The organism is Achromobacter sp. UBA4530 (assembly GCF_002388205.1).
GTDB lineage: Bacteria > Pseudomonadota > Gammaproteobacteria > Burkholderiales > Burkholderiaceae_B > Achromobacter > Achromobacter animicus.
In genome coordinates this window covers 83,265-104,335 of sequence record NZ_DGMA01000008.1, presented here as the reverse complement: position 1 = coordinate 104,335, position 21,071 = coordinate 83,265, and the positions used below count along the sequence as shown (strand labels likewise).

The following is a 21,071-nucleotide window of genomic DNA, read 5'->3' as shown; positions in this document are numbered from 1 at the left end:
GTGTGGTCGGCGGCGCGCGACTAGTTCGGTCTACGCGGATAACTAGTCACTCTGCCGAACCCGGGTTGTGCCACCGGCGAATGGTCCGCCAGACAGCCCAGTCCTAAAGTTGCTTCATCAGCATTGATCGCAGTACGCGCCGGCCAGGCCGGCGTTCTTGGAGAAACACAATGAGTCATTTTCTGGACCGGTTGAAGTTCATGTCGCGGGTGAAGTCCACCTTCGCGAACGGTCACGGCGAAACCGTCAACGAGGACCGCAAGTGGGAAAACGCGTACCGCGCCCGCTGGCAGCACGACAAGGTGGTGCGTTCCACCCACGGCGTGAACTGCACCGGCTCCTGCTCCTGGAAGGTCTATGTCAAGAACGGCCTGATCACTTGGGAAACCCAGCAGACCGACTATCCCCGCACCCGTCCCGATCTGCCCAATCATGAGCCGCGTGGCTGTCCGCGCGGCGCCTCGTACAGCTGGTATGTGTACTCGGCGCAACGCGTGAAGTACCCCATGATCCGCGGCCGCCTGATCGAAATGTGGCGCGAAGCCCGCAAGACCATGGATCCCATCGCCGCCTGGGAATGGATCAGCCAGGATCCCAAGCGCGCCAAACGCTACAAGTCGGTACGCGGCCTGGGCGGCTTTGTCCGCGCCGATTGGGACACCGCCACCGAAATCATTGCTGCCGCCAACGCGCTCACCATCAAGAAGTACGGTCCCGACCGCGTGATCGGCTTCTCGCCGATTCCCGCCATGTCGATGGTCAGCTACGCTGCCGGCGCCCGCTACCTGAGCCTGCTGGGCGGCGCCTGCCTCAGCTTCTACGACTGGTACTGCGACCTTCCCCCCGCCAGCCCCCAGATCTGGGGCGAACAAACCGACGTGCCCGAATCGGCCGACTGGTACAACTCTACCTACCTGATGGTCTGGGGCTCGAACGTCCCGCAGACCCGCACCCCCGACGCGCACTTCTACACCGAAGTCCGCTACAAGGGCACCAAGACCGTAGCCGTGTCCAGCGATTTCGGCGAAATGGTCAAGTTCGGCGACATCTGGCTGGCGCCCAAGCAGGGCACCGACGCCGCGCTCGCCATGGCCATGGGCCACGTCATCCTCAAGGAATTCCACCTCTCGGGCAAGTCGGCCTACTTCACGGACTACGTGCGCCGCTACACCGACATGCCGATGCTGGTGCAGCTCAAGGAACGCGACGGCTTCTACGCCCCTGACCACTTCCTGCGCGCCTCGCAGCTCGACAACGCGCTCGGCGAACAGAACAACCCCGACTGGAAGACGCTGGTCCTGGACGAGTCCACCGGCGATCTGGTCGCGCCCAACGGCAGCATCGGTTTCCGCTGGGGCGAGGGCGCCGTCAACGACGGTGAAAAGGTTGGCCGCTGGAACCTCGAATCCAAGGACGGCGGTTCGGGCCGCGAAATCGTCCCGACGCTGACCCTCCTGGGCCAGTCGGACGACGTGGTCGGCGTGGGTTTCCCGTACTTCGGCAGCGAACACGACGAACTCCTCGTGCGCAACGTGCCCGCCCGCCGCATCCGCCTGGCCGACGGCACCGAGGCGCTGGTCGCCACGGTGTATGACCTGCAAATGGCCAACTACGGCCTCGATCGCGGCCTGGGCGGCGGCAACGTCGCAACTTCGTACGACGACGACGTTCCCTACACGCCCGCCTGGCAGGAAAAGCACACCAGCGTGCCGCGCGCGCAGGTCATCCAGGTGGCGCGCGAATTCGCCCAGAACGCGCACGACACCGAAGGCAAGTCCATGGTCATCGTCGGCGCCGGCCTGAACCACTGGTACCACATGGACATGATCTACCGCGGCATCATCAACATGCTGATGATGTGCGGTTGCGTCGGCAAGAGCGGCGGCGGCTGGGCGCACTATGTGGGCCAGGAAAAGCTGCGTCCGCAGTTCGGCTGGGCGCCCCTGGCGTTCGCGGCGGACTGGGTCCGCCCGCCGCGCCAGATGAACGGCACCTCGTTCTTCTACGCCCACACCAGCCAATGGCGCCACGAAAAGCTGAACGTGCAGGAAGTGCTCGGCCCCACCGCCGACCGCGCCAAGTACGGCGAACTCAGCATGATCGACCTGAACGCCCGCGCCGAGCGCATGGGCTGGCTGCCGTCGGCGCCGCAGCTGCGCACCAATCCGCTGGACGTGGTGGCGCAGGCCGACAGCCTGGGCAAGGATCCCATCGCCCACGCGGTCGAACAGATGAAGTCGGGCGACCTTCGCATGTCCTGCGAAAACCCGGACGATCCCGCCAACTTCCCGCGCAACATGTTCGTGTGGCGCTCCAACATTCTCGGCTCCAGCGGCAAGGGCCACGAGTATTTCCTGAAGTACCTGCTGGGCACGCAGAACGCGGTGTTCGGCGATGAAGGCGATGCCATCAAGCCCACCGAAGTCACCTACGAGGAAGACGCGGCCGAAGGCAAGCTGGACCTGCTGACGGTGCTGGACTTCCGCATGAGCACCACGTGCCTGTACGGCGACATCGTGCTGCCCACGGCCACCTGGTACGAAAAGGACGACCTCAACACGTCCGACATGCACCCGTTCATCCACCCGCTCAGCGAAGCCGTGCAGCCGCTCTGGGAAAGCAAGACCGACTGGGAAATCTACAAGCTGCTCGCCAAGAAGTTCACCGACATCGGCGGCCCGTATCTCGGCAAGCGCCGCGATCTGGTGCTGACCCCGCTGATGCACGACACCCCGGGAGAACTCGGCCAGGCCTTCGAACCCAAGGACTGGAAGCTGGGCGAATGCGACCTGATCCCCGGCAAGACCGCGCCGTCCATGACGGTGGTTGAACGCGATTACAACGACATCTACCGCAAGTTCACGTCGGTGGGTCCGTTGCTGGACAAGCTGGGCAACGGCGGCAAGGGCATCAACTGGAACACGCAGCACGAGGTCCACGAGCTGGCCGGCATCAACGACAGCGTCACCGAAGCCGGCGTCAGCCAGGGCCGTCCGCGTCTGGACACGGCCATCGACGCCGCTGAAATGATCCTGACCTTCGCACCGGAAACCAACGGCCACGTGTCGGTCAAGGCGTGGGAAGCGCTGGGCAAGATCACCGGACGCGACCACACGCACCTTGCCGTCGGCCGCGAGCACGACAAGATCCGCTTCCGCGACATCCAGGCGCAGCCGCGCAAGATCATTTCGGCGCCCACCTGGTCTGGCCTGGAAAGCGAAGAGGTCAGCTACAACGCCGGCTATACCAACGTCCATGAACTGATCCCATGGCGCACCCTGACGGGCCGCCAGCAGTTCTACCAGGATCACCGCTGGATGCTGGACTTTGGCGAAGGCTCGTGCGTGTACAAGCCCGCCATCGACACCAAGACGGTTGCGCCCATGCTGGGCAAGTACCCCAACGGCGAAAAGGAACTGGTCCTGAACTGGATCACGCCGCACCAGAAGTGGGGCATTCACAGCACGTATTCGGACAACCTGCGCATGCTGACCCTGAGCCGCGGCGGCCCCCACGTGTGGGTGTCCGAAGCCGAGGCCAAGCAGGCCGGTCTGGTCGACAACGACTGGGTCGAAGTCTTCAACGTCAACGGCACGCTGACCGCCCGGGTGGTCGTGAGCCAGCGCGTGCCGGTCGGCATGTGCCTGATGTACCACGCCCAGGAAAAGATCGTGAACGTGCCGGGCGCTGAAACCAGCGGCAAGCGCGGCGGCATCCACAACTCGGTCACGCGCACGGTGCTCAAGCCCACGCACATGATCGGCGGCTACGCCCAGCAGGCCTACGGTTTCAACTACTACGGCACCGTGGGCGCCAACCGCGACGAATTCGTGGTCGTGCGCAAGATGAAGAAGGTGGACTGGCTGGAAGGCCCGCTCGTCGAAGAACTGCAACAAGAAGAGAAGCAATCATGAGGATACGCGCCCAAATCGGCATGGTGCTGAACCTGGACAAGTGCATTGGCTGCCACACTTGCTCGGTCACCTGCAAGAACGTCTGGACCAGCCGCGACGGTGTCGAGTATGCCTGGTTCAACAACGTGGAAACCAAGCCCGGCATCGGCTATCCGAAAGAATGGGAAAACCAGGAAAAGTGGAAGGGCGGCTGGAGCCGCACGGCCGCCGGCAAGCTGGAACCGCGTCAAGGCGGCAAGCTGCGCATCCTGGCCAACCTGTTCGCCAACCCGAACCTGCCCGCCATCGACGACTACTACGAGCCGTTCACCTACGACTACGAGCACCTGAAGAACGCGCCGCTGTCGCAAACGCCGCCCACCGCGCGTCCGGTGTCGGTGCTGACGGGCAAGAAGATGGACAAGATCCATTGGGGCCCCAACTGGGAAGACGACCTGGGCGGCGAATTCAGCTCGCGCAGCCGCGACGCCCTGTTTGAAGGCGTGCAGAAGGAGATGTACTCGACCTTCGAGAACACCTTCATGATGTACCTGCCGCGCCTGTGCGAACACTGCCTGAACCCGGCCTGTGTCGCCAGCTGCCCGTCCGGCTCCATCTACAAGCGTGAAGACGACGGCATCGTCCTGGTCGACCAGGACAAGTGCCGCGGCTGGCGTATGTGCATCTCGGGCTGCCCGTACAAGAAGATCTACTACAACTGGAACAGCGGCAAGGCCGAGAAGTGCACGTTCTGCTACCCGCGCATCGAGGCCGGCCAGCCGACCGTGTGCTCGGAAACCTGCGTGGGCCGCATCCGCTACCTGGGCGTGCTGCTGTACGACGCCGACCAGATCGAGAACGCCGCATCCACCGCGAACGAGCAAGACCTCTACCAGTCGCAGCTCGACCTGTTCGTGGACCCGCACTCGCCCGAGGTGATCGCCGCGGCCCGCGAGCAGGGCATCCCGGAATCCTGGCTGGAAGCCGCGCGCAATTCGCCCGTCTACAAGATGGCCGTCGAATGGAAGGTCGCTTTCCCGCTGCACCCGGAATACCGCACGCTGCCGATGGTCTGGTACATCCCGCCGCTGTCGCCCATCCAGACGGCCGCTGAATCGGGCAAGATGCCCCAGCGCACCGTCGGCAAGAGCGGCATGATCCCCGATGTGTCCACGCTGCGCATCCCCGTGCGCTACCTGGCCAACCTGCTGACCGCCGGCAAGGAAGCGCCGGTGTTGCAAGCGCTGGAACGCATGCTGGCCATGCGCGCGTTCAAGCGGTCCGAGACCGTTCACGGCGAACGCGACACGGCCCTGCTGGACCAGGTGGGCCTGACCGAGGAAACGGTGCAGGACATGTACCGCATCATGGCCATCGCCAACTACGAAGACCGCTTCGTCGTGCCCAGCAGCCACAAGGAAGTGGTCGAGGACAGCTTCAACGAGAAGGGAAGCTGCGGCTTCACGTTTGGCAACGGCTGCTCGGGCGGCGTGTCGGAAGGCACTCTGTTCGGTCGCAAGCCCCAGGGCAGCGAAATCTTCATCGAGATGCCCAAGTCGCGCAAGAAGGCCGTTTCGGCTTAAGGAAAGGAAAACATCATGAGCCTGTACCGACTGCTTTCCGCCATGCTGTGCTACCCCGAGCCGGAGCTGCTGGACTACCTGGGCGAACTGGAAGAGGCCCTCGCGGCCTATCCGGACGCCGAAGAGACCCTGCAGCCCCTGGTGAGCTACCTGGCCTCGAACGACCTGATTCCCCTGCAAGAGAACTACGTCGCCACCTTTGACCGCAACCGCTCGCATTCCCTGCACCTGTTCGAACACGTGCACGGCGAAAGCCGCGACCGCGGCCAGGCCATGGTGGACTTGCTGGAGACCTACCGCCAGCACGGTTTCGAACCCGTCGTGTCCGAACTGCCGGATCACGTGCCGCTGTTCCTGGAATTCCTGGGCGTCATTGACCCCGACACGGCCCAGGAACTGCTGGACGAAGCCATCCACGTGCTGGCCGCCATCGGGGCGCGCCTGGCCAAGAGCGAAAGCTCCTATGCCTGCATCTTTGCCGTGCTGCGCGCCCAGTCCCGCGTGATTCCGCGCGTGCAGACCGAGGCGCCCGTGCGCGACATGGACGAGGCGATGGAGGCCTTCGGGGCCGGCCCGGACGGCGTGGAACCGCTGCTACGGCCGTTCTCGGGAGGCGGCGCACAGCCCGTGCACTTCCATCCCCGTTCCGCCGCGACTCATTAATGCTCAGGACGACGCATCATGAACTCCCTGAATCAGTTTCTTTTCGGCATCTATCCGTACATCGCGCTGACCATCTTCCTGCTCGGCAGCCTGGCGCGCTTTGAACGCGAGCAATACACCTGGAAGTCCGACAGCTCGCAACTGCTGCACCGCGGCCAGCTGCGGCTGGGCAACATCCTCTTTCACATCGGCATCATCGGCCTGTTCTTCGGGCATCTGGCCGGCCTGCTGACTCCGGTCATCGTGTGGGACACACTGGGCGTCTCGCACTCGCTCAAGCAGATGGTCGCCATGGTGGCCGGCGGCGTGATGGGCGGGCTGTGCCTGATCGGCCTCCTGATCCTGATCCACCGCCGCCTGACCGATCCGCGCATTGCACACGCCACCCGGCCGGGCGACAAGATCCTGCTGCTGTGGATCCTGGTGACCCTGCTGCTGGGGCTGTCCACGATCGTGCTGTCGGCCGGCCACATGGACGGCGAAATGATGGTGCACCTGATGACCTGGGCGCAGCACATCGTCACGTTCCAGGGCGACGCCGCCAGCTACATCGCCGGCGTGCCGCTGCTCTTCAAGGCGCACCTGTTCATGGGTCTCACGTTGTTCGTGATCTTCCCGTTCACCCGCCTGGTGCACGTCTGGAGCGGCTTTGCGTCGATCGGCTACCTGGGCCGCGCCTGGCAACTCGTCCGTCCGCGCTGATCCATCGTCTTAGGAGCCGAACATGCCTGTCATCGTCAATGGCGTCGAACTGAACGACGCGGATCTGGAACGTGAACTTCCCTTGCACGCCGAGGCCGGCAATCCCATGCGCGAGGCCGTCACGGCCCTGGTGCTGCGGCGCGTGCTGCTGGACGAGGCCGGCCGGCAAGGTCTGGACGTGTCCGACGAGGAAAGCGCGATCGGCGCGTTGCTCGCCAGCCAGGCGCCGGCGCCCGAAGCCGACGACCAGGCGTGCCGGCGCTTCTATCAGATGCACCCCGAGCGCTTCATGGTGGGTGAACTGGTCGAGGCGGACCACATCCTGTTCCAGGTCACGCCCGACGTGAACCTGGACATGTTGAAGGCGCATGCCAACGTGGTGCTGACCGAGCTGCTGGCCGATCCCTCCCGGTTCGCGGAGGTTGCCCGCGAGCAGTCCAATTGCCCGTCCGCTGCGGTGGGCGGCAACCTGGGCCAGCTCGGTCGCGGCGACACCGTGCCCGAGTTCGAACGCGCGGTGTTTGCATTGCCCTCGGGCGGGCTGCTGCCGCAGTTGCTGCAAACGCGGCATGGCCTGCACATCGTGCGCGTCACGCGCCGCGTTGAAGGCCGCCTCTTGCCTTACGAGCACGTCGCAAAGCAGATTGCGACGGCGCTCACCACCATGAGCCGCGACACCGCCTGGCGGCAATACACCAAGCTGCTGGTCGGGCGCGCCAAGATCTCCGGCATTGACCTGGACGACGGCGAACCCGAACGGGTCTTCGCCGGGAGCGCCGCATGATGGACGAGCCAGCCCCTGCCGTATTGGCGGACGGCTTCGGCCGCCGCATCGACTACCTGCGTGTCTCCGTCACCGATCGCTGTGATCTGCGTTGCAGCTATTGCCTGCCCAAGGACTTCAAGGGCTTTGAGACGCCGGCCAACTGGATGTCCCACGACGAAATGGCGCGGCTGGTCGGGTTGTTCATGGGCCTGGGCGTGGCCAAGGTCAGGCTCACCGGCGGCGAACCGCTGCTGCGCAAGGGCGTGGCCGGGCTGGCCGCCGCCATCGCCGCCATGCCCGGACTGCGCGACCTGTCCGTGTCCACCAACGCCACCCAGCTTGTGCGCCATGCCCAGTCGCTGCGCGCGGCCGGCGTGAGCCGCCTGAACATCAGCCTGGATACATTGGACGCCGCGGCGTTCTCGCAGATCACCGGGCGCGACTGTCTGGATTCCGTGCTGGCCGGGCTGGCGGCCGCGCGGCAAGCCGGCTTTTCCCCGATCAAGCTCAATAGCGTGGTGCATGCGGCCACGCCGGAATCCGAAGTCCGCCGCTTGCTGTCGTATGCCGTGGAGCAGGGCTTCGTGCTCCGGCTGATCGAACCCATGCCCATGGGCGAATGCGGTCGCGGCTATACGCATACCGACCTGAACGCGATGGGCGCGCGTCTCGCGGCCGATGCTGGCCTGGTGCCGTCGTTGTCCGAATCCCGCAACGGCCCGGCGCGCTACTGGACAAGCGGGCAAGGCGCGCCGGTGCTGGGCGTCATCACACCCATGTCGCGCCATTTCTGCGCCACCTGCAACCGTGTGCGGCTGGGCGTGGATGGCACCTTGTATCTGTGCCTGGGCCAGGAAGACCAGGTGCCGCTTGGACACCTGCTGCGCGCGGGCGCCAGCGACGCCGAGCTCATCCAGGCCATCCGGGTAGGCATCGCGGCCAAGCCGGAGCGCCATGACTTCAACGCCCGGCCCGAACGCGTCGTGCGCTTCATGGCGCAAACGGGAGGCTGATATGCAAGATCTTGAACGACTCGTCGGCGGCTTCCAGCGCTTTCAGCAGCAATACTACGAAGACGCACCAATGCTGTACCGCAACCTGCGCGACGGCCAGCATCCCAGCACGCTATTGATCGGCTGTTGCGATTCCCGGGTGGATCCGGCCATGCTGCTGGGGTGTGATCCCGGCGATATCTTCACCGTGCGCAATGTGGCGAATCTGGTGCCGCCGTGCAGCAAGGACCGCGGCCTGCAGGGCGTCCTGGCGGCCATCCAGTTTGCGGTCGAGCAATTGCAGGTCAGCCGCATCATCGTGCTGGGCCACGCGCAATGTGGCGGCATCCGCGCCCTGATGGAGCGGCGCATCCGACGCGACGGTGAAACCGACTATCTGGGACGCTGGATGGACATCGCAGAACCGGCGCGCGAGCAGGTGTTGCGGCAGATGCCGGATGCCTCGAAAGAAGAGCGCCGGCGCGCCTGCGAACAGGCTTCCATCCTGATTTCCCTTCGCAATCTTGAAGACCTGCCTTTCGTGAGGCGGGCGGTCGACGCGGGCAGCCTGTCACTGCATGGCTGGTACTTCGACCTGGTGGCGGGCGCTTTGCTGGCATACTCCCCGCGGGCAGACACGTTTTTGCCCATCGTGTGCCCCTTGCTGACGGAACCTGCCCTCGTATGACTCCTGTATTCGGTATCGCCGGCCGCTCCGGCAGCGGCAAAACCACCCTGATCGAAGCGATGCTGCCGCTGCTTGGCGCCCGCGGCCTGCGCGTGAACGTCATCAAGCACAGCCATCACGACTTCCAGATGGAGCCGCCGGGCAAGGACAGCGCGCGATTCCGCACCGCCGGCGCGCAGGAGGTCATGATCGCCTCGCCGTACCGGTATGCCATCGTGCACGAGCTGCGCGACGCGCCGGAGCCCACCCTGGAGGCGCAACTGGCGCGCCTGTCGCCCGCCGATCTGGTGTTGGTCGAAGGCTTCAAGCAGGCCGCGATCCCGCGCATCGAGGTCTACCGCCCAGCGTTGGGCAAACCGCCCCTGCACACGGAAGACCCTGCATTTCTGGCGGTCGTGACCGACGCGCCGTTGGACATCGAGTTGCCATGCCTGCCGCTGAACGATCCTGCCCAGGTGGCGGATTTTCTGTGCCGCACGCTTGGACTGCGTTGATCGCGTGAGTGACGCAATGGGCACGCGTGCGCCGGATTGCTGGCGGGAAGCGACTACACTGACACCCGAACTGCGCTTCCAGCCCTGACATTCATGAAGTCCACCGATACCGCCGCCCAACCCGACGCGCTGCCTTCGCCCCGGCACCGCCTGTCCACGCGCATCGTGGCAAGTTCACTGCTGGCGCTGATCGTCGTGCTCTCCATGGTCAGCTGGACGCTGTGGTTGTCCTGGCAACTGGAAGGCGCGGGCGCGGCCATCAACGATACCGGCAGCCTGCGCATGCGGGCCAACCGCGTCGCCGTCGAGCTGATGCGGCCGCAAGCCGGGCGCGAAGTGCGCACCACCGAACAGATCGCGATCCTGGACGAGACCATCGCGCGGCTGGCGCGGGGCAATCCCGCGCGGCCGCTTTTCATTCCCAACGACAACGCCATCCGCGCCCAGTGGCACGACGTGGCTGCATACTGGCGCGACATCATGAAGCCGGCGGCCCTGCGTTCCATCGGCCAGCCGGATGCGTCAAGCTACCTGGAAACGCTGCCCGAGTTCGTGGCCCGCGCCGATACGCTGGTGCGCATGATCGAACAGGACAACGCCGGCAAGACCACGTCGCTGCGCCTGTCGCAGGGCGTGCTGGCGGCAATTGCCAGCGCGGGCACGCTTGCCATGATCTACCTGCTGTATCTGTGGATCATTTCACCCGTGTTGCGCCTGCGCGACGGCCTGCAGCGCATGGCAGACCGCGAATTCAGCACCCGCCTGCCGGTGGAAAGCCAGGACGAGTTCGGCGTACTGGCGCGCGGCTACAACCGCATGGCTGACGAGCTTCAAGACCTGTACACCAGCCTGGAACAGCGGGTGGAACAGAAGACGGCGCAGCTTGCCGCGCAGAACCGCGATATCGGCGCGCTCTACGACATGGCCGCGTTCCTGAACCAGCCCAATGAAATCGAGGCCATGTGCGATGGCTTTCTGCGCCGCGTCATGCTGCAGTTCGATGCGGAAGCGGGCAGCATCCGCGCGCTGGACCCCAACAACGAAAAGCTCAACCTCGTAGTGTCGGTGGGCTTGTCCGACGATCTGGTCGAATCCGAACACTGCATGAAGGTCGACGACTGCTATTGCGGCGTCGCCACCCGCCAGGCTGGCGTCATCGTCATCCAGGACTTCCGCCAGTCGCCGCCCGACATGGATCTGAACTGCCAGCGCGACGGCTTTGCCAGCGTGGCGGTGTTCCGTATCGTGACGCGCGACGAAGTCCTGGGGTCGTATTCGCTGCATTTCCGCACGCAGCGCCGACTGCTGGCGTCGGAGTCGCAGCTGCTGGAAACGCTGGGGCAGCACCTGGGGGTGGCGCTGGACAACCGCCGCCTCAGCGCGCAGGCGCGCCAATTGGCCGTGGTGCAAGAGCGCGGGCTGGTGGCGCAGGGCCTGCACGACAGCCTGGCGCAAGGGCTGAACTTCCTGAACCTGCAATTGCAGATGCTCGATGCCGCCATCAAGCGCGGCGACGAAGAAGAAGTCAGCGAAATCCTGCCGCTGCTGCGCACCGGCGTAGACGAAAGCTATCAGGACGTGCGCGAACTACTGACCAACTTCCGCAGCAAGCTGTCGCAGGGCGACCTGCAGGCGGCCATTGAAGACACGGTGGCGCGTTTCCGCCGCCAGACCGCCATCGACACGGATCTGACATTCAGCCAAGGCGAAGGCGCGCCGCTACAGCCCGAGCAGCAACTGCAGGTGCTGTTCATCCTGCAGGAAGCGCTGTCCAACGTGCGCAAGCATTCCGAGGCCAGCCGCGTGCGCATCGCCGTGGAAAATGGCCGGGATTTCACTCTGCTGATTGCCGACGATGGGCAGGGGTATGATCCCGCCGACGTCGCCGAGCGCGGCGAATCCCACGTTGGCCTGCACATCATGCGCGAGCGCGCCGCTCGCATGCGCGCCGTGATAAAACTCGAATCGCAGCCCGGCGCCGGCACGCGCGTGGCGCTCACCTTGCCTGGCGCCGAGCGCCAGGCCGCCTGACATCCTTGCCCATCATGACCATCCGCATCCTGCTCATCGACGACCACACCCTGTTCCGCTCCGGTGTCCGCCTGCTGCTGCAGCGCCAGCCCGACTTCGAGGTCGTTGCCGAGGCCGGGGACGGCGTCGAGGGCCTGAAGCGCGCCAAGGAACTCAAACCCGACGTCGTGCTGCTGGACCTGAACCTGCCCGGCTTGTCGGGGCTGGAAACGCTGCAGCTCCTGACGCAGGATCTGCCCACCTGCGCGGTGATCATCCTGACCGTGTCCGAAGAAGCCGACGAGCTTGGACAGGCGCTGCGCGACGGCGCCCGCGGCTACCTCGTCAAGAACATCGACGCGGACGCCCTGGTGTCCGCCATCCGGCGCGCCGCCAACGGCGAAGCCGTCATTGCGGACAGCATGACGGCCAAGCTGGTCGAGCAGTTCCGTGGACAGGCCAGCCAGACGCCGCCGCCACCCGGCACCGCGGAACGCCACCGCCTTACCGCACGCGAAACGCAGATCGTGCAATGGCTGGCGCGCGGGGCCAGCAACAAGGTCATTGCGCGCGAACTGGATGTCAGCGAAAGCACCGTCAAGATCCATGTGCAGAACGTGCTGAAAAAGCTCAATCTGACCAGCCGCGTGCAGGTTGCGGTGTATGCGGTCGAGCGCGGCCTGTACACCGAGGAATAGTCCTATAAAAGCCGCCGCGCGCGCCGCGCGGTTTGATTTTCGACAAGGCCCGGGGGACGGGCGGCCCATAGACTGGCCGTCATGCAAACTCGAACCTCTCCCATAGAGCTCGTGGCCCCGGCAGGCAGTCTGGCCGCCTTGAAAGCGGCGATTGAAGCGGGCGCCGACACCGTCTATCTCGGGCTCAAGAACGCCACCAACGCCCGCAACTTTGCCGGGCTCAATTTCACCGAAGCCGACATCCGCGCAGGCGTTGAACTGGCGCATCGCCACAACCGGCACGTGCTGTTCGCCATCAATACGTTTGTGCAGGCCGGCCGCATGGCCGAATGGCAAGCCGCCGTCGATGCCGCCCACGACCTCGGCGCCGACGCCGTCATCATGGCTGATCCGGGCCTCCTGACCTACGCCAGCGACCGCTATCCGGACCTGCGCCTGCATCTGTCTGTACAGGGCTCGGCCACCCACACCGACGCCATCGAACTCATGAAGGAACAGTTCGGCATCCGCCGCGTGGTGTTGCCGCGTGTGCTGACACTGACGGAAATTGCGCGCATCTGCGCCAACGTCAGTGTCGAGGTCGAGGTGTTTGGTTTTGGCAGCCTGTGCGTCATGGCGGAAGGCCGCTGCCTGCTGTCGTCATACGCCACTGGCGACTCTCCCAACAACAAGGGCGTCTGTTCGCCCGCGCACGCGGTGCGCTGGGTCGAAGAAGACGGCCGCATGGATGCGCGCCTGTCCGGCATTCTCATCGACCGCTACGAACCCGGCGAACCGGCCGCGTACCCCACGCTGTGCAAGGGCCGGTTCGAAGTGGACGGCCAAGCCGACCACGCACTGGAAGAACCCACCAGTCTGAACGCCATCGGCCTGTTGCCCAAGCTGGCCGAAATGGGCGTATCCGCCATCAAGATCGAAGGACGCCAGCGCAGCCCGGCGTATGTCACGCAGGTGGTTTCCACGCTGCGCGCCGCGCTTGACAGCGTGCATGCGGACGCGTCGCGCTTTTCTCCGCGCCCCGAATGGAACGCCATGCTGGCGCGCCATGCCGAGGGTTCACAAGTCACACAAGGCGCTTTCGAACGCCCATGGAAATGACCCAAATCCCTTTTCAGATTTCCGTCGGCCCCTTGCTGTACTACTGGCCGCGCCAGCGCACCATGGATTTCTACGCCGCCGTCGCCGAAAGTCCGGCGGACATCGTCTACATCGGCGAAACGGTCTGTAGCCGGCGGCACGAGCTGCGCGCCGACGACTGGCTTGAATTGGCGCGTGATCTGCGCGCGGTGGGCAAGACCGTGGTGCTGTCGGGCCGCACGCTGATCGAGACCGGGGCCGAGGCCAGCGCCTTGAAGAAGCTATGCGAACAGCAGGACTTCATGGTCGAGGCCGGCGAACTGGGCGCAGTGCGCCATCTGAGCGGCCGCGGCTTTGTTGCCGGCCCGCACGTCAATGCCTATCACGGCGGCACGCTGACCTGGCTGTCGAACCGCGGCGCCGTACGTTTTGTCGCGCCACTTGAAATGGACGGTCCTACGTTGGAACGACTGCTGTGCGAGCGTCCCGCCGGCATGCAGGCCGAAGTCATGGTGTGGGGCAGGATGGCGCTGGCGTTCTCGGCGCGCTGCTTCACGGCGCGGCACTTCCGCCTGAAAAAGGACGACTGCGGCTTTCGCTGTATCGAGCATCCGGACGGCCTGGACATGCGCACCCGCGAATCGCGCGAATTTCTTGGTATCAATGGCATCCAGGTGCAATCGGCCGCATGCCTGGACCTGTTGGCCGAAGCGCCGGAATTGGCGGGCATGGGCGTCGACGTCCTGCGTGTCAGCCCGCAATCGGCGGGCACACTCGAAGCGATCGCCGCGCTTGACGCCACGCGCCGCGGCGTCAAGCCCGATGCGGTTTCGCCGCCCGCGGGCATTGGCCGCTGCAATGGTTACTACTACGGGCAGGCCGGTATCGGCCTGCAGGAGGCCACCGCATGAGCGCACCCCTGACTCTACCGCCCATGCTGGCCAAGCTGGGCAAGCGCGTGCCGGGACCTTTCGTGTCCCTGCATTTTGTCGCGGGACTTGAACTGGCCCGCCGCCTGAAGTGGCTGGAACCGCCCGCCGAACTGAACGGACGCACCTTTGCCATCACCGTCGAAGACCTGGGGCTGCGCAGCAGCTTTGTGGTGCGCGACGGCGCCTTCCGGCCGCTGTGGAGCAAGGGGCCGCAAGCCGCCGCCGCCGAACTGGAACTTGGCGCGAAGCTGGCCGACTTTCTGGCGCTCATGCGCGCGGAAACGGATGCCGATACCTTGTTCTTTCAGCGCCGTCTGCGTATCGCTGGCGATACGGAACTGGGATTGATCGTCAAAAACTGGCTGGATGCCGCGCCGCGGCCGGCATGGCTTCAGCGCATTAGCGCGGTGCGTGGTGGGATCGGGAGCGGGGCGGGCGGCTGATCTTTCTGCCGAGCCGGTTTCTCTGCCCGGCTCGGCATCCCGTCATTCTCCAGCGCGCCCCTCCATGCGGCGCGCGACGCGCGACAGCGCCAGGCTGGCGGCCAGATACAACAGCGCCACCGCCAGATACACCTCGACGTGATAAGGCCGCCAATCGGTGCCCGCGACTACCGCCTTGGCCGCGCCCAGCACGTCGAACACGCCGATGATGCTGACCAGCGATGTGTCCTTGACCGCGCCGACAAAGACGCCCAGCGCGGCTGGCGCGGCGATGCGACGGGCCTGCGGCCAGATCACGCAGGCATAGGCCAGCGCGGGCCGCATGCCCAAGGCGCGTGCGGCCATCATCTGGCCGGGCGGAATCGCCTGCAACGCGCCGCGCAGCACTTCGGCCAGCACACACGCGGTATGCAGGGTCAGCGCCGCCAGCGCCATGCTGAATTTGGAGACGCCGCCGCCAAACAACATGGGCAGCACAAACGACGCGAACAGCAGCTGGGTCACCAGCGGCACCCCGCGCACCGCTTCGATCAGACCGGCTGCGGCCAATGAACCGGCGGGGCTGCCGGACCGGCGAATCAGGGCCAGCGCGAAAGCCAGGGGCACGGCCACCACCAGCGCGGCGATCGCCAGGATCAACGTGACGAACAGTCCTCCCCAGCGTTGCGGTCCGATGAAATCGCCGCCCCACGGCCAGCCGGTCAGCGCGGCCACGGCAATGGCAAACAGCGCGGTCAACAAGACGATACGCGTGCGCGCCGGTACGCGACGCGCGCCCAGGGCGACAGCGATGGCGGCCAGAAGGGCCAGGGACGCGATCAGCGCGGGCCCCCGGTGCTCGTCGGACATCGTGCCGTAGAACAACAACGGCAGGTTCTCGCGCACGGCGGCCCAGCAGGCGCCGGCCGCATTTGCGCAGGCCAACGGGTCGCCTGACCACACGGCACGAAGCACCGCCCAATCAAGCAGTGACCAGGCCACGGCGGCCAGCAGCAAAGTCAGCACGGCCGACATCGCTTTGCGCCGAAGGGTCCTGGCCTTACGAACAGCGCCATCCCGGAATGCGCGGTCACCCAGGCGCGCGCCGTGCGTGTCGCCGGGGCCGTGCCGCGTATTGCGCGCGTTCCACGCGGAGAGCCCGCCGCCCAGGCAGAGCGCCAGCGTCAGGTAGATGCTTACGGCAAGCGCAATGCCTTCCAGCGCCAGCCCGGTTTGCGTGATGGCCGTGTTGATGACGGCCATCAGCTCCTGGTAGCCGATTGCGATGGCGAGCGTGCTGTTCTTGATGAGCGCCAGGCATTGGTTGGCGTAGGGCGGCAATGCGACGCGCGTGGCGTAGGGCGCGATCACCAGCCGCAGCACCTTGACGGGCGTGAGGCCCAAGGCCTGGCCGGCTTCGACCAGACCCACGGGAACAGCACGGACCGCGCCGCGCACGATGTCGGCGATGTAGGCGGCGTGAAAGACGACGAGACCGAGGGTCAACGCGGCAAATTCGACGCTGGGTTGCCAGCCGCCTTGCAAGCCGAGCCCGCGCTTGACGGGCAGGTCGATCTGCATGGGGGGCAACAGCGCCCAGGTGATCGTCGCGGCGGCCAGTGTTGCAGCCAATACTGCGGCCAATGCTGCGGCAGACGAAGCGGGCGACGCGGTGCTGCGCCAACGGCGGCGGGCGTACCCGGCCACCGCCAGCGCAGCAACCGCCACGCCCGCATAAGGCAGCCACCCATGCAAGGCAGGCAAGGCCAACCCGCGATTGGACAGCAGCACGGAAGGCAGCGGCGACCAGGCTTGACGCAGATCCGGCAGCCGCAGCAGCAAGCCATACCAGACGAAAAGCTGCAACAGCACCGGCGTGTTGCGCAGCGGTGCGATGACCAGGGCGGCAACGCGGGCCGCCAGCGGATTGGACGACAACCCCAGAAATCCCAGCCCCACGCCCAGGACAGTGGCCAGCGGTATTGCCACGAAGGCGACGGTCAGCGTATTGACCAGTCCCGCGGCCAGGGACATCCAGTAAGGATCTTCCGGCGTGACGTTGAGCAGGCTCTCGGAGATGCGGAACCCCGCCGGCAGAAAGAGAAAGCCGAACCCGCCCTGGATACCTCGGGCGGCCTGCACCGATTCGATGTGCAGCACCAAAAGGGCCGCCATGCCGCCCACTCCCAGGATCCACGCCAGCGCAGGCAGCCAGCGGCGCCACGGGGCAGTCAACGGGAAAGGAAGCGAGGTGGCAGTCATGGCGGGCCGGGCGGCATCAATCAAAAAGGAAGAAGGGCGGACCCGGTGGCCCGCCCGCGAATCATCGAGAAATGCGCATCAGGCGATGCGTATCAATCGATCTGCATCGAGCGATCTGCACTAAGCGATCTGCACCGAGCGATTCGCACGAAGCGATTCTCACGAAGCGATTCGCACCAAGCGATTCGCACCAAGCGAAGCGCATCACTGAAACGGCGGCGAATACAACAAACCGCCCTTATTCCATTGCGCGTTCAAGCCGCGTTCCAGCTTGAGCGGCGTGGCGGCTCCAAGGTTGCGGTCCCACACCTCGCCGTAGTTGCCCACGGCCTTGATGGCCTGCCTGGCCCACGTTTCGTCCAGGCCGAAGCTCTTGCCGATGCCGGGATCCACGCCAAGCAGGCGGCGCACCTGGGCGTCGGTGCTTTGCGTCTGGCTGTCGGCATTCTGAGCGGTGATGCCCAACTCTTCCGCGGCGACCAGCGCGTTGACCGTCCAGCGCACGATGGCGGCCCAGTTCGGGTCGTCCTGGCGTACGAAGGGGCCGAGCGGCGACTTGTTGATGCGCTCGGGCAGGATGACGAAGTCGTCGGGCTTGCTGGCGCGGGCGGCGCGGCTGGCGGCGAGGGTGGACGCATCCGACAGATACACGTCGCAGCGGCCGGCGTAAAAGGCCTGCTCCAGCTCGACCAGGTTTTCGATGACGACTGGGCGATAGCTGAGCTTGTTCTTCTTGAAATAGTCGACCAGGTTCTGTTCATTCACCGTGCCGGGCTGCACGCAGACCTGCGCGCCTTCCAGTTCGGTGGCGCTCTTGACGCCCAGCTTTCGCGGCACCAGGAAGCCTTGGCCGTCGTAGAACACGATGCCGGCGGACGCGATGCCCAGTCCGGCGTCGCGGCCCGACGTGATGGTGGTGTTGCGGTTCAGCACGTCGATCTCGCCGGACTGCAGTGCCGGAAAGCGTTGCTGCGAGCTCAGCGGCACGAAGCGGGTCTTCTCCGGATCGCCCAGCACGGCGGCGGCCAGCGCGCGGCACAGGTCGGCGTCAAGGCCGGTCCAGCGGCCTTGCTTGTCGGCAATCGACAACCCTGCCGACCCCTGGCTGACACCGCACACCAGTTCACCGCGCTTCTTGATGGTGTCCACCGTGCCGGCCTGCGATGCGCCGGCAAGCGCCATCGCGGCGGCAATGCCGGCGGCCTTGAATAGATGATTCAAACGCATGCTGTTCCCATGATTGTTGTGTGCAAGAGAGGCACGAATTCTATGGGCGCGTAGCAGTTTGCCGAGCGACTTAATACTCATATCAATATGAAAACTAAGCCTTATCCAGATGCGCGTCATATACCTAGAATGCCCGCATGCCAGATGGTCTGGCGGAGTAGGTTGCGCATGGCTTGGCAGGACGAATTCAGACAGCTGTTTCCCATCACGCGCGATAAGGCTTACGCCAACATCGCGTACACCAGCCCCTTGTCGCCGCATGTGTCATCCGCAGTGGCGGGCTTTTTCGACAGCATCACGCATGCGCGCAGCGACAAGCCGCAATGGCTGCGCGATGCCGACGCCGTGCGCGTGCGGCTGGCCCGTTTGATCGGCGGCGACGCGCGCCGGCTGGCGTTCACCAAGAACACCACCGAAGGGTTGAACACGGTCGCGCAGGGGCTGGCCTGGAAGGAGGGCGACAACCTGATCGTCGACGATCAGGAACATCCCTCGAACGCCTTGCCGTGGCTCAATCTGCGCCGGCGTGGCGTACAAGTGCGCGTGGCGCAGGCGCGCGCGCATCGCTTCACGGTCGATGACCTCTGGCAGCACGTGGATGCCCGCACGCGATTGATTGCGGTGTCGTGGGTGCAGTACGGCACGGGGCTGCGCACCGACATCCAGGAGCTGGGGCGCCGCTGCGCGGAGCGCGGCATCTGGCTTGTCGTGGACGGCATCCAGGGTGCGGGCCTGCTGCGCGCGCAGGTGGATGACTGGCACGTCGACGCCTTTGCGTGCGGCGCGCACAAGGGCATGCTGGGTCCGCTTGGCGTGGGCTTGCTGCATGTGTCGCCGCGGCTGCTCAATGCGCTTGACCCGTTCTACATCGGTCCGTCTGGCGTGACCACGCTGGACAAGTCCGGCCTGCAATGGCAGACCGCGGTGTCGGACGCCAATGACGCGCGGCGGCTGGAGACCGGCAACCTGAACTATCCCGGCATCGCCGGCTGGGCGGGCGCGCTGGACCTGATCGAACAGGCGCGGCCCGAGCGCATCGAGCCCTGGGTGCTGGAACTGTCGCAGGCGCTGAGCGACGGACTGCGCAGCTTGGGCGCGCAAGTCGTGTCGCCGCCGGGTGATGACGTGCGCAGCACCACCACGGCGCTGCGCGTGGCGGATCCTGCGGCGGCGCTGGCGCATTTGACGCAGGCCGGTGTCGTCGCAAGCGTCGTGGAGTATGGTTACGTGCGCCTGTCCGTGGGCGCCTATAACAACCATGAAGACATCGAACGCATTCTGCGCGCCGCGCGCGCATTTGCGGCCTGATCTGAATTTTCAATCACGTATTGACCGGAGAGACTGATGACTGAAGCGAAGAAGCCCAACTGGCGCCTGGAAACCGTGGCCGTTCATGGCGGCTACCGCCCCGATCCGACCACACGCGCGGTGGCGGTGCCCATCTACCAGACGGTGGCCTATGCGTTCGATGACACGCAGCACGGCGCGGACCTCTTCGATCTGAAGGTCGCGGGCAACATCTACACCCGCATCATGAATCCGACCACCGACGTGCTGGAGCAGCGCGTGGCGGCCCTGGAAGGCGGCATTGCGGCGTTGGCGCTGGCGTCGGGCCAGGCCGCCGTCACGTACGCGATCCTCACCATCGCCGAAGCGGGCGACAACATCATTTCGTCCAGCACGCTGTACGGCGGCACTTACAACCTGTTCGCGCACACGCTGCCGCAATACGGCATCACCACGCGTTTCGCCGACCCGTCCGATCTGGCCGCCTTCGAGGCGCAGATCGACGACCGCACCAAGGCCATCTTCGCGGAATCGGTCGGCAATCCTCTGGGCAATATCACCGACATCGGCGCGTTGGCCGAGATCGCGCACCGGCACGGCCTGCCGCTGATCGTCGACAACACCGTGCCGTCGCCGTACCTGCTGCGTCCCATCGAGCACGGCGCCGACATCGTGGTGCAGTCGCTAACCAAGTATCTGGGCGGACACGGCACCAGCCTGGGCGGCGCCATCATCGACTCGGGCAAGTTCCCGTGGGCCGAGCACAAGGCCCGCTTCAAGCGCCTGAATGAGCCGGACGTCAGCTACCACGGCGTGGTCTATACCGAAGCCTTCGGTCCCGCCGCGTATATCGGCCGTGCCCGCGTGGTGCCGCTGCGCAACACAGGCGCGGCGATCTCGCCGTTCAATTCGTTCCAGATCCTGCAAGGCATCGAGACGCTGGCGCTGCGCGTGGACCGCATCGTGGAAAACGCAGTCAAGATCGCCAGCTACCTGCGCGAGCACCCGAAGGTGGAATGGGTGAATTACGCGGGCCTGCCGAATCATCCGGACCATGCGCTGGCCAAGAAGTACCTGGGCGGCAAGGTGCCGGGACTCTTTACGTTCGGCGTGAAGGGCGGCCGCGACGCGGGCGCGCGCTTCCAGGACGCGCTGCAGCTCTTCACGCGTCTCGTCAACATCGGCGACTCCAAGTCGTTGGCAACGCACCCGGCATCCACCACGCACCGCCAATTGAACGCCGAGGAACTGAAAAAGGCCGGCGTGCGCGAGGAAACCGTGCGCCTGTCCATCGGCATCGAGCACATCGACGACCTGATCGCCGATCTGGAGCAGGCGCTGGCACAGGTGTAAGCGCGCGGGCCGACGGCCGCAC

General features: G+C 65.5%; 17 protein-coding genes. 15 read left to right on the top strand and 2 right to left on the bottom strand.

The window, feature by feature from the left end; all coding sequences use genetic code 11:
- Positions 1-170 precede the first annotated feature (170 nt).
- From B2W22_RS07330 to ubiT, 13 genes are all read left to right on the top strand, one after another.
- Positions 171-3,914 (top strand): nitrate reductase subunit alpha, encoded by a 3,744-nt coding sequence (locus B2W22_RS07330; RefSeq protein WP_175136320.1) that lies wholly within the window; start codon positions 171-173, stop codon positions 3,912-3,914.
- Positions 3,911-5,476, top strand: coding sequence for a nitrate reductase subunit beta (gene narH / locus B2W22_RS07325; protein ID WP_286936916.1), 1,566 nt, complete (start codon positions 3,911-3,913; stop codon positions 5,474-5,476). The genes B2W22_RS07330 and narH overlap by 4 nt, the downstream gene beginning before the upstream one ends.
- Before the next feature lie 15 nt (positions 5,477-5,491).
- Positions 5,492-6,139 carry a nitrate reductase molybdenum cofactor assembly chaperone gene (narJ, locus tag B2W22_RS07320; protein ID WP_175121298.1) on the top strand — a complete coding sequence of 216 codons (648 nt, stop codon included), beginning with the start codon at positions 5,492-5,494 and terminating at the stop codon, positions 6,137-6,139.
- An 18-nt stretch (positions 6,140-6,157) separates the two neighbouring features.
- On the top strand, positions 6,158-6,841 hold the full coding sequence (gene narI / locus B2W22_RS07315) for a respiratory nitrate reductase subunit gamma (RefSeq protein WP_175183639.1): 684 nt from the start codon (positions 6,158-6,160) through the stop codon (positions 6,839-6,841).
- Positions 6,842-6,863: 22 nt separating this feature from the next.
- Complete coding sequence (locus tag B2W22_RS07310; RefSeq protein ID WP_175183638.1) at positions 6,864-7,625, top strand: peptidylprolyl isomerase; 762 nt, start codon at positions 6,864-6,866, stop codon at positions 7,623-7,625.
- Complete coding sequence (gene moaA / locus B2W22_RS07305) at positions 7,622-8,620, top strand: GTP 3',8-cyclase MoaA (protein WP_286936912.1); 999 nt, start codon at positions 7,622-7,624, stop codon at positions 8,618-8,620. The genes B2W22_RS07310 and moaA overlap by 4 nt, the downstream gene beginning before the upstream one ends.
- A 1-nt stretch (position 8,621) precedes the next feature.
- A complete protein-coding gene (locus tag B2W22_RS07300; protein ID WP_175121302.1) occupies positions 8,622-9,287 on the top strand; it encodes a carbonic anhydrase in 666 nt (221 codons plus the stop codon).
- A complete protein-coding gene (mobB, locus tag B2W22_RS07295) occupies positions 9,284-9,781 on the top strand; it encodes a molybdopterin-guanine dinucleotide biosynthesis protein B (RefSeq protein WP_286936909.1) in 498 nt (165 codons plus the stop codon). The genes B2W22_RS07300 and mobB overlap by 4 nt, the downstream gene beginning before the upstream one ends.
- 93 nt (positions 9,782-9,874) lie before the next feature.
- Positions 9,875-11,812, top strand: a complete 1,938-nt coding sequence (locus B2W22_RS07290; RefSeq protein WP_175136325.1) for a type IV pili methyl-accepting chemotaxis transducer N-terminal domain-containing protein — start codon at positions 9,875-9,877, stop codon at positions 11,810-11,812.
- Between the two features lie 14 nt (positions 11,813-11,826).
- Positions 11,827-12,489: a response regulator gene (locus B2W22_RS07285; protein ID WP_175121305.1), complete on the top strand. Its 663-nt coding sequence runs from the start codon at positions 11,827-11,829 to the stop codon at positions 12,487-12,489.
- An 81-nt stretch (positions 12,490-12,570) separates the two neighbouring features.
- Positions 12,571-13,587 (top strand): ubiquinone anaerobic biosynthesis protein UbiU, encoded by a 1,017-nt coding sequence (ubiU, locus tag B2W22_RS07280; RefSeq protein ID WP_286936906.1) that lies wholly within the window; start codon positions 12,571-12,573, stop codon positions 13,585-13,587.
- The gene (locus B2W22_RS07275) at positions 13,578-14,477 is read left to right on the top strand and encodes a U32 family peptidase (protein ID WP_254594112.1); all 900 of its coding nucleotides are present in this window, start codon (positions 13,578-13,580) and stop codon (positions 14,475-14,477) included. The genes ubiU and B2W22_RS07275 overlap by 10 nt, the downstream gene beginning before the upstream one ends.
- Positions 14,474-14,941, top strand: coding sequence for a ubiquinone anaerobic biosynthesis accessory factor UbiT (gene ubiT / locus B2W22_RS07270; protein ID WP_286936904.1), 468 nt, complete (start codon positions 14,474-14,476; stop codon positions 14,939-14,941). The genes B2W22_RS07275 and ubiT overlap by 4 nt, the downstream gene beginning before the upstream one ends.
- Before the next feature lie 42 nt (positions 14,942-14,983).
- On the opposite strand, the gene B2W22_RS07265 is transcribed toward ubiT, so the two are convergent.
- On the bottom strand, positions 14,984-17,182 hold the full coding sequence (locus B2W22_RS07265; RefSeq protein WP_286936903.1) for an ABC transporter permease subunit: 2,199 nt from the start codon (positions 17,180-17,182) through the stop codon (positions 14,984-14,986).
- 204 nt (positions 17,183-17,386) lie between these two features.
- Positions 17,387-18,409 (bottom strand): amino acid ABC transporter substrate-binding protein, encoded by a 1,023-nt coding sequence (locus B2W22_RS07260; RefSeq protein ID WP_175136329.1) that lies wholly within the window; start codon positions 18,407-18,409, stop codon positions 17,387-17,389.
- A 168-nt stretch (positions 18,410-18,577) separates the two neighbouring features.
- On the opposite strand from B2W22_RS07260, the gene B2W22_RS07255 reads away from it, so the two are divergent.
- Entirely contained in the window at positions 18,578-19,717 is a 1,140-nt protein-coding gene (locus B2W22_RS07255; protein ID WP_286936901.1) for an aminotransferase class V-fold PLP-dependent enzyme, read from the top strand.
- Between the two features lie 36 nt (positions 19,718-19,753).
- Positions 19,754-21,049 (top strand): O-acetylhomoserine aminocarboxypropyltransferase/cysteine synthase family protein, encoded by a 1,296-nt coding sequence (locus B2W22_RS07250; RefSeq protein ID WP_175121311.1) that lies wholly within the window; start codon positions 19,754-19,756, stop codon positions 21,047-21,049.
- The last annotated feature ends 22 nt before the right edge of the window (positions 21,050-21,071 follow it).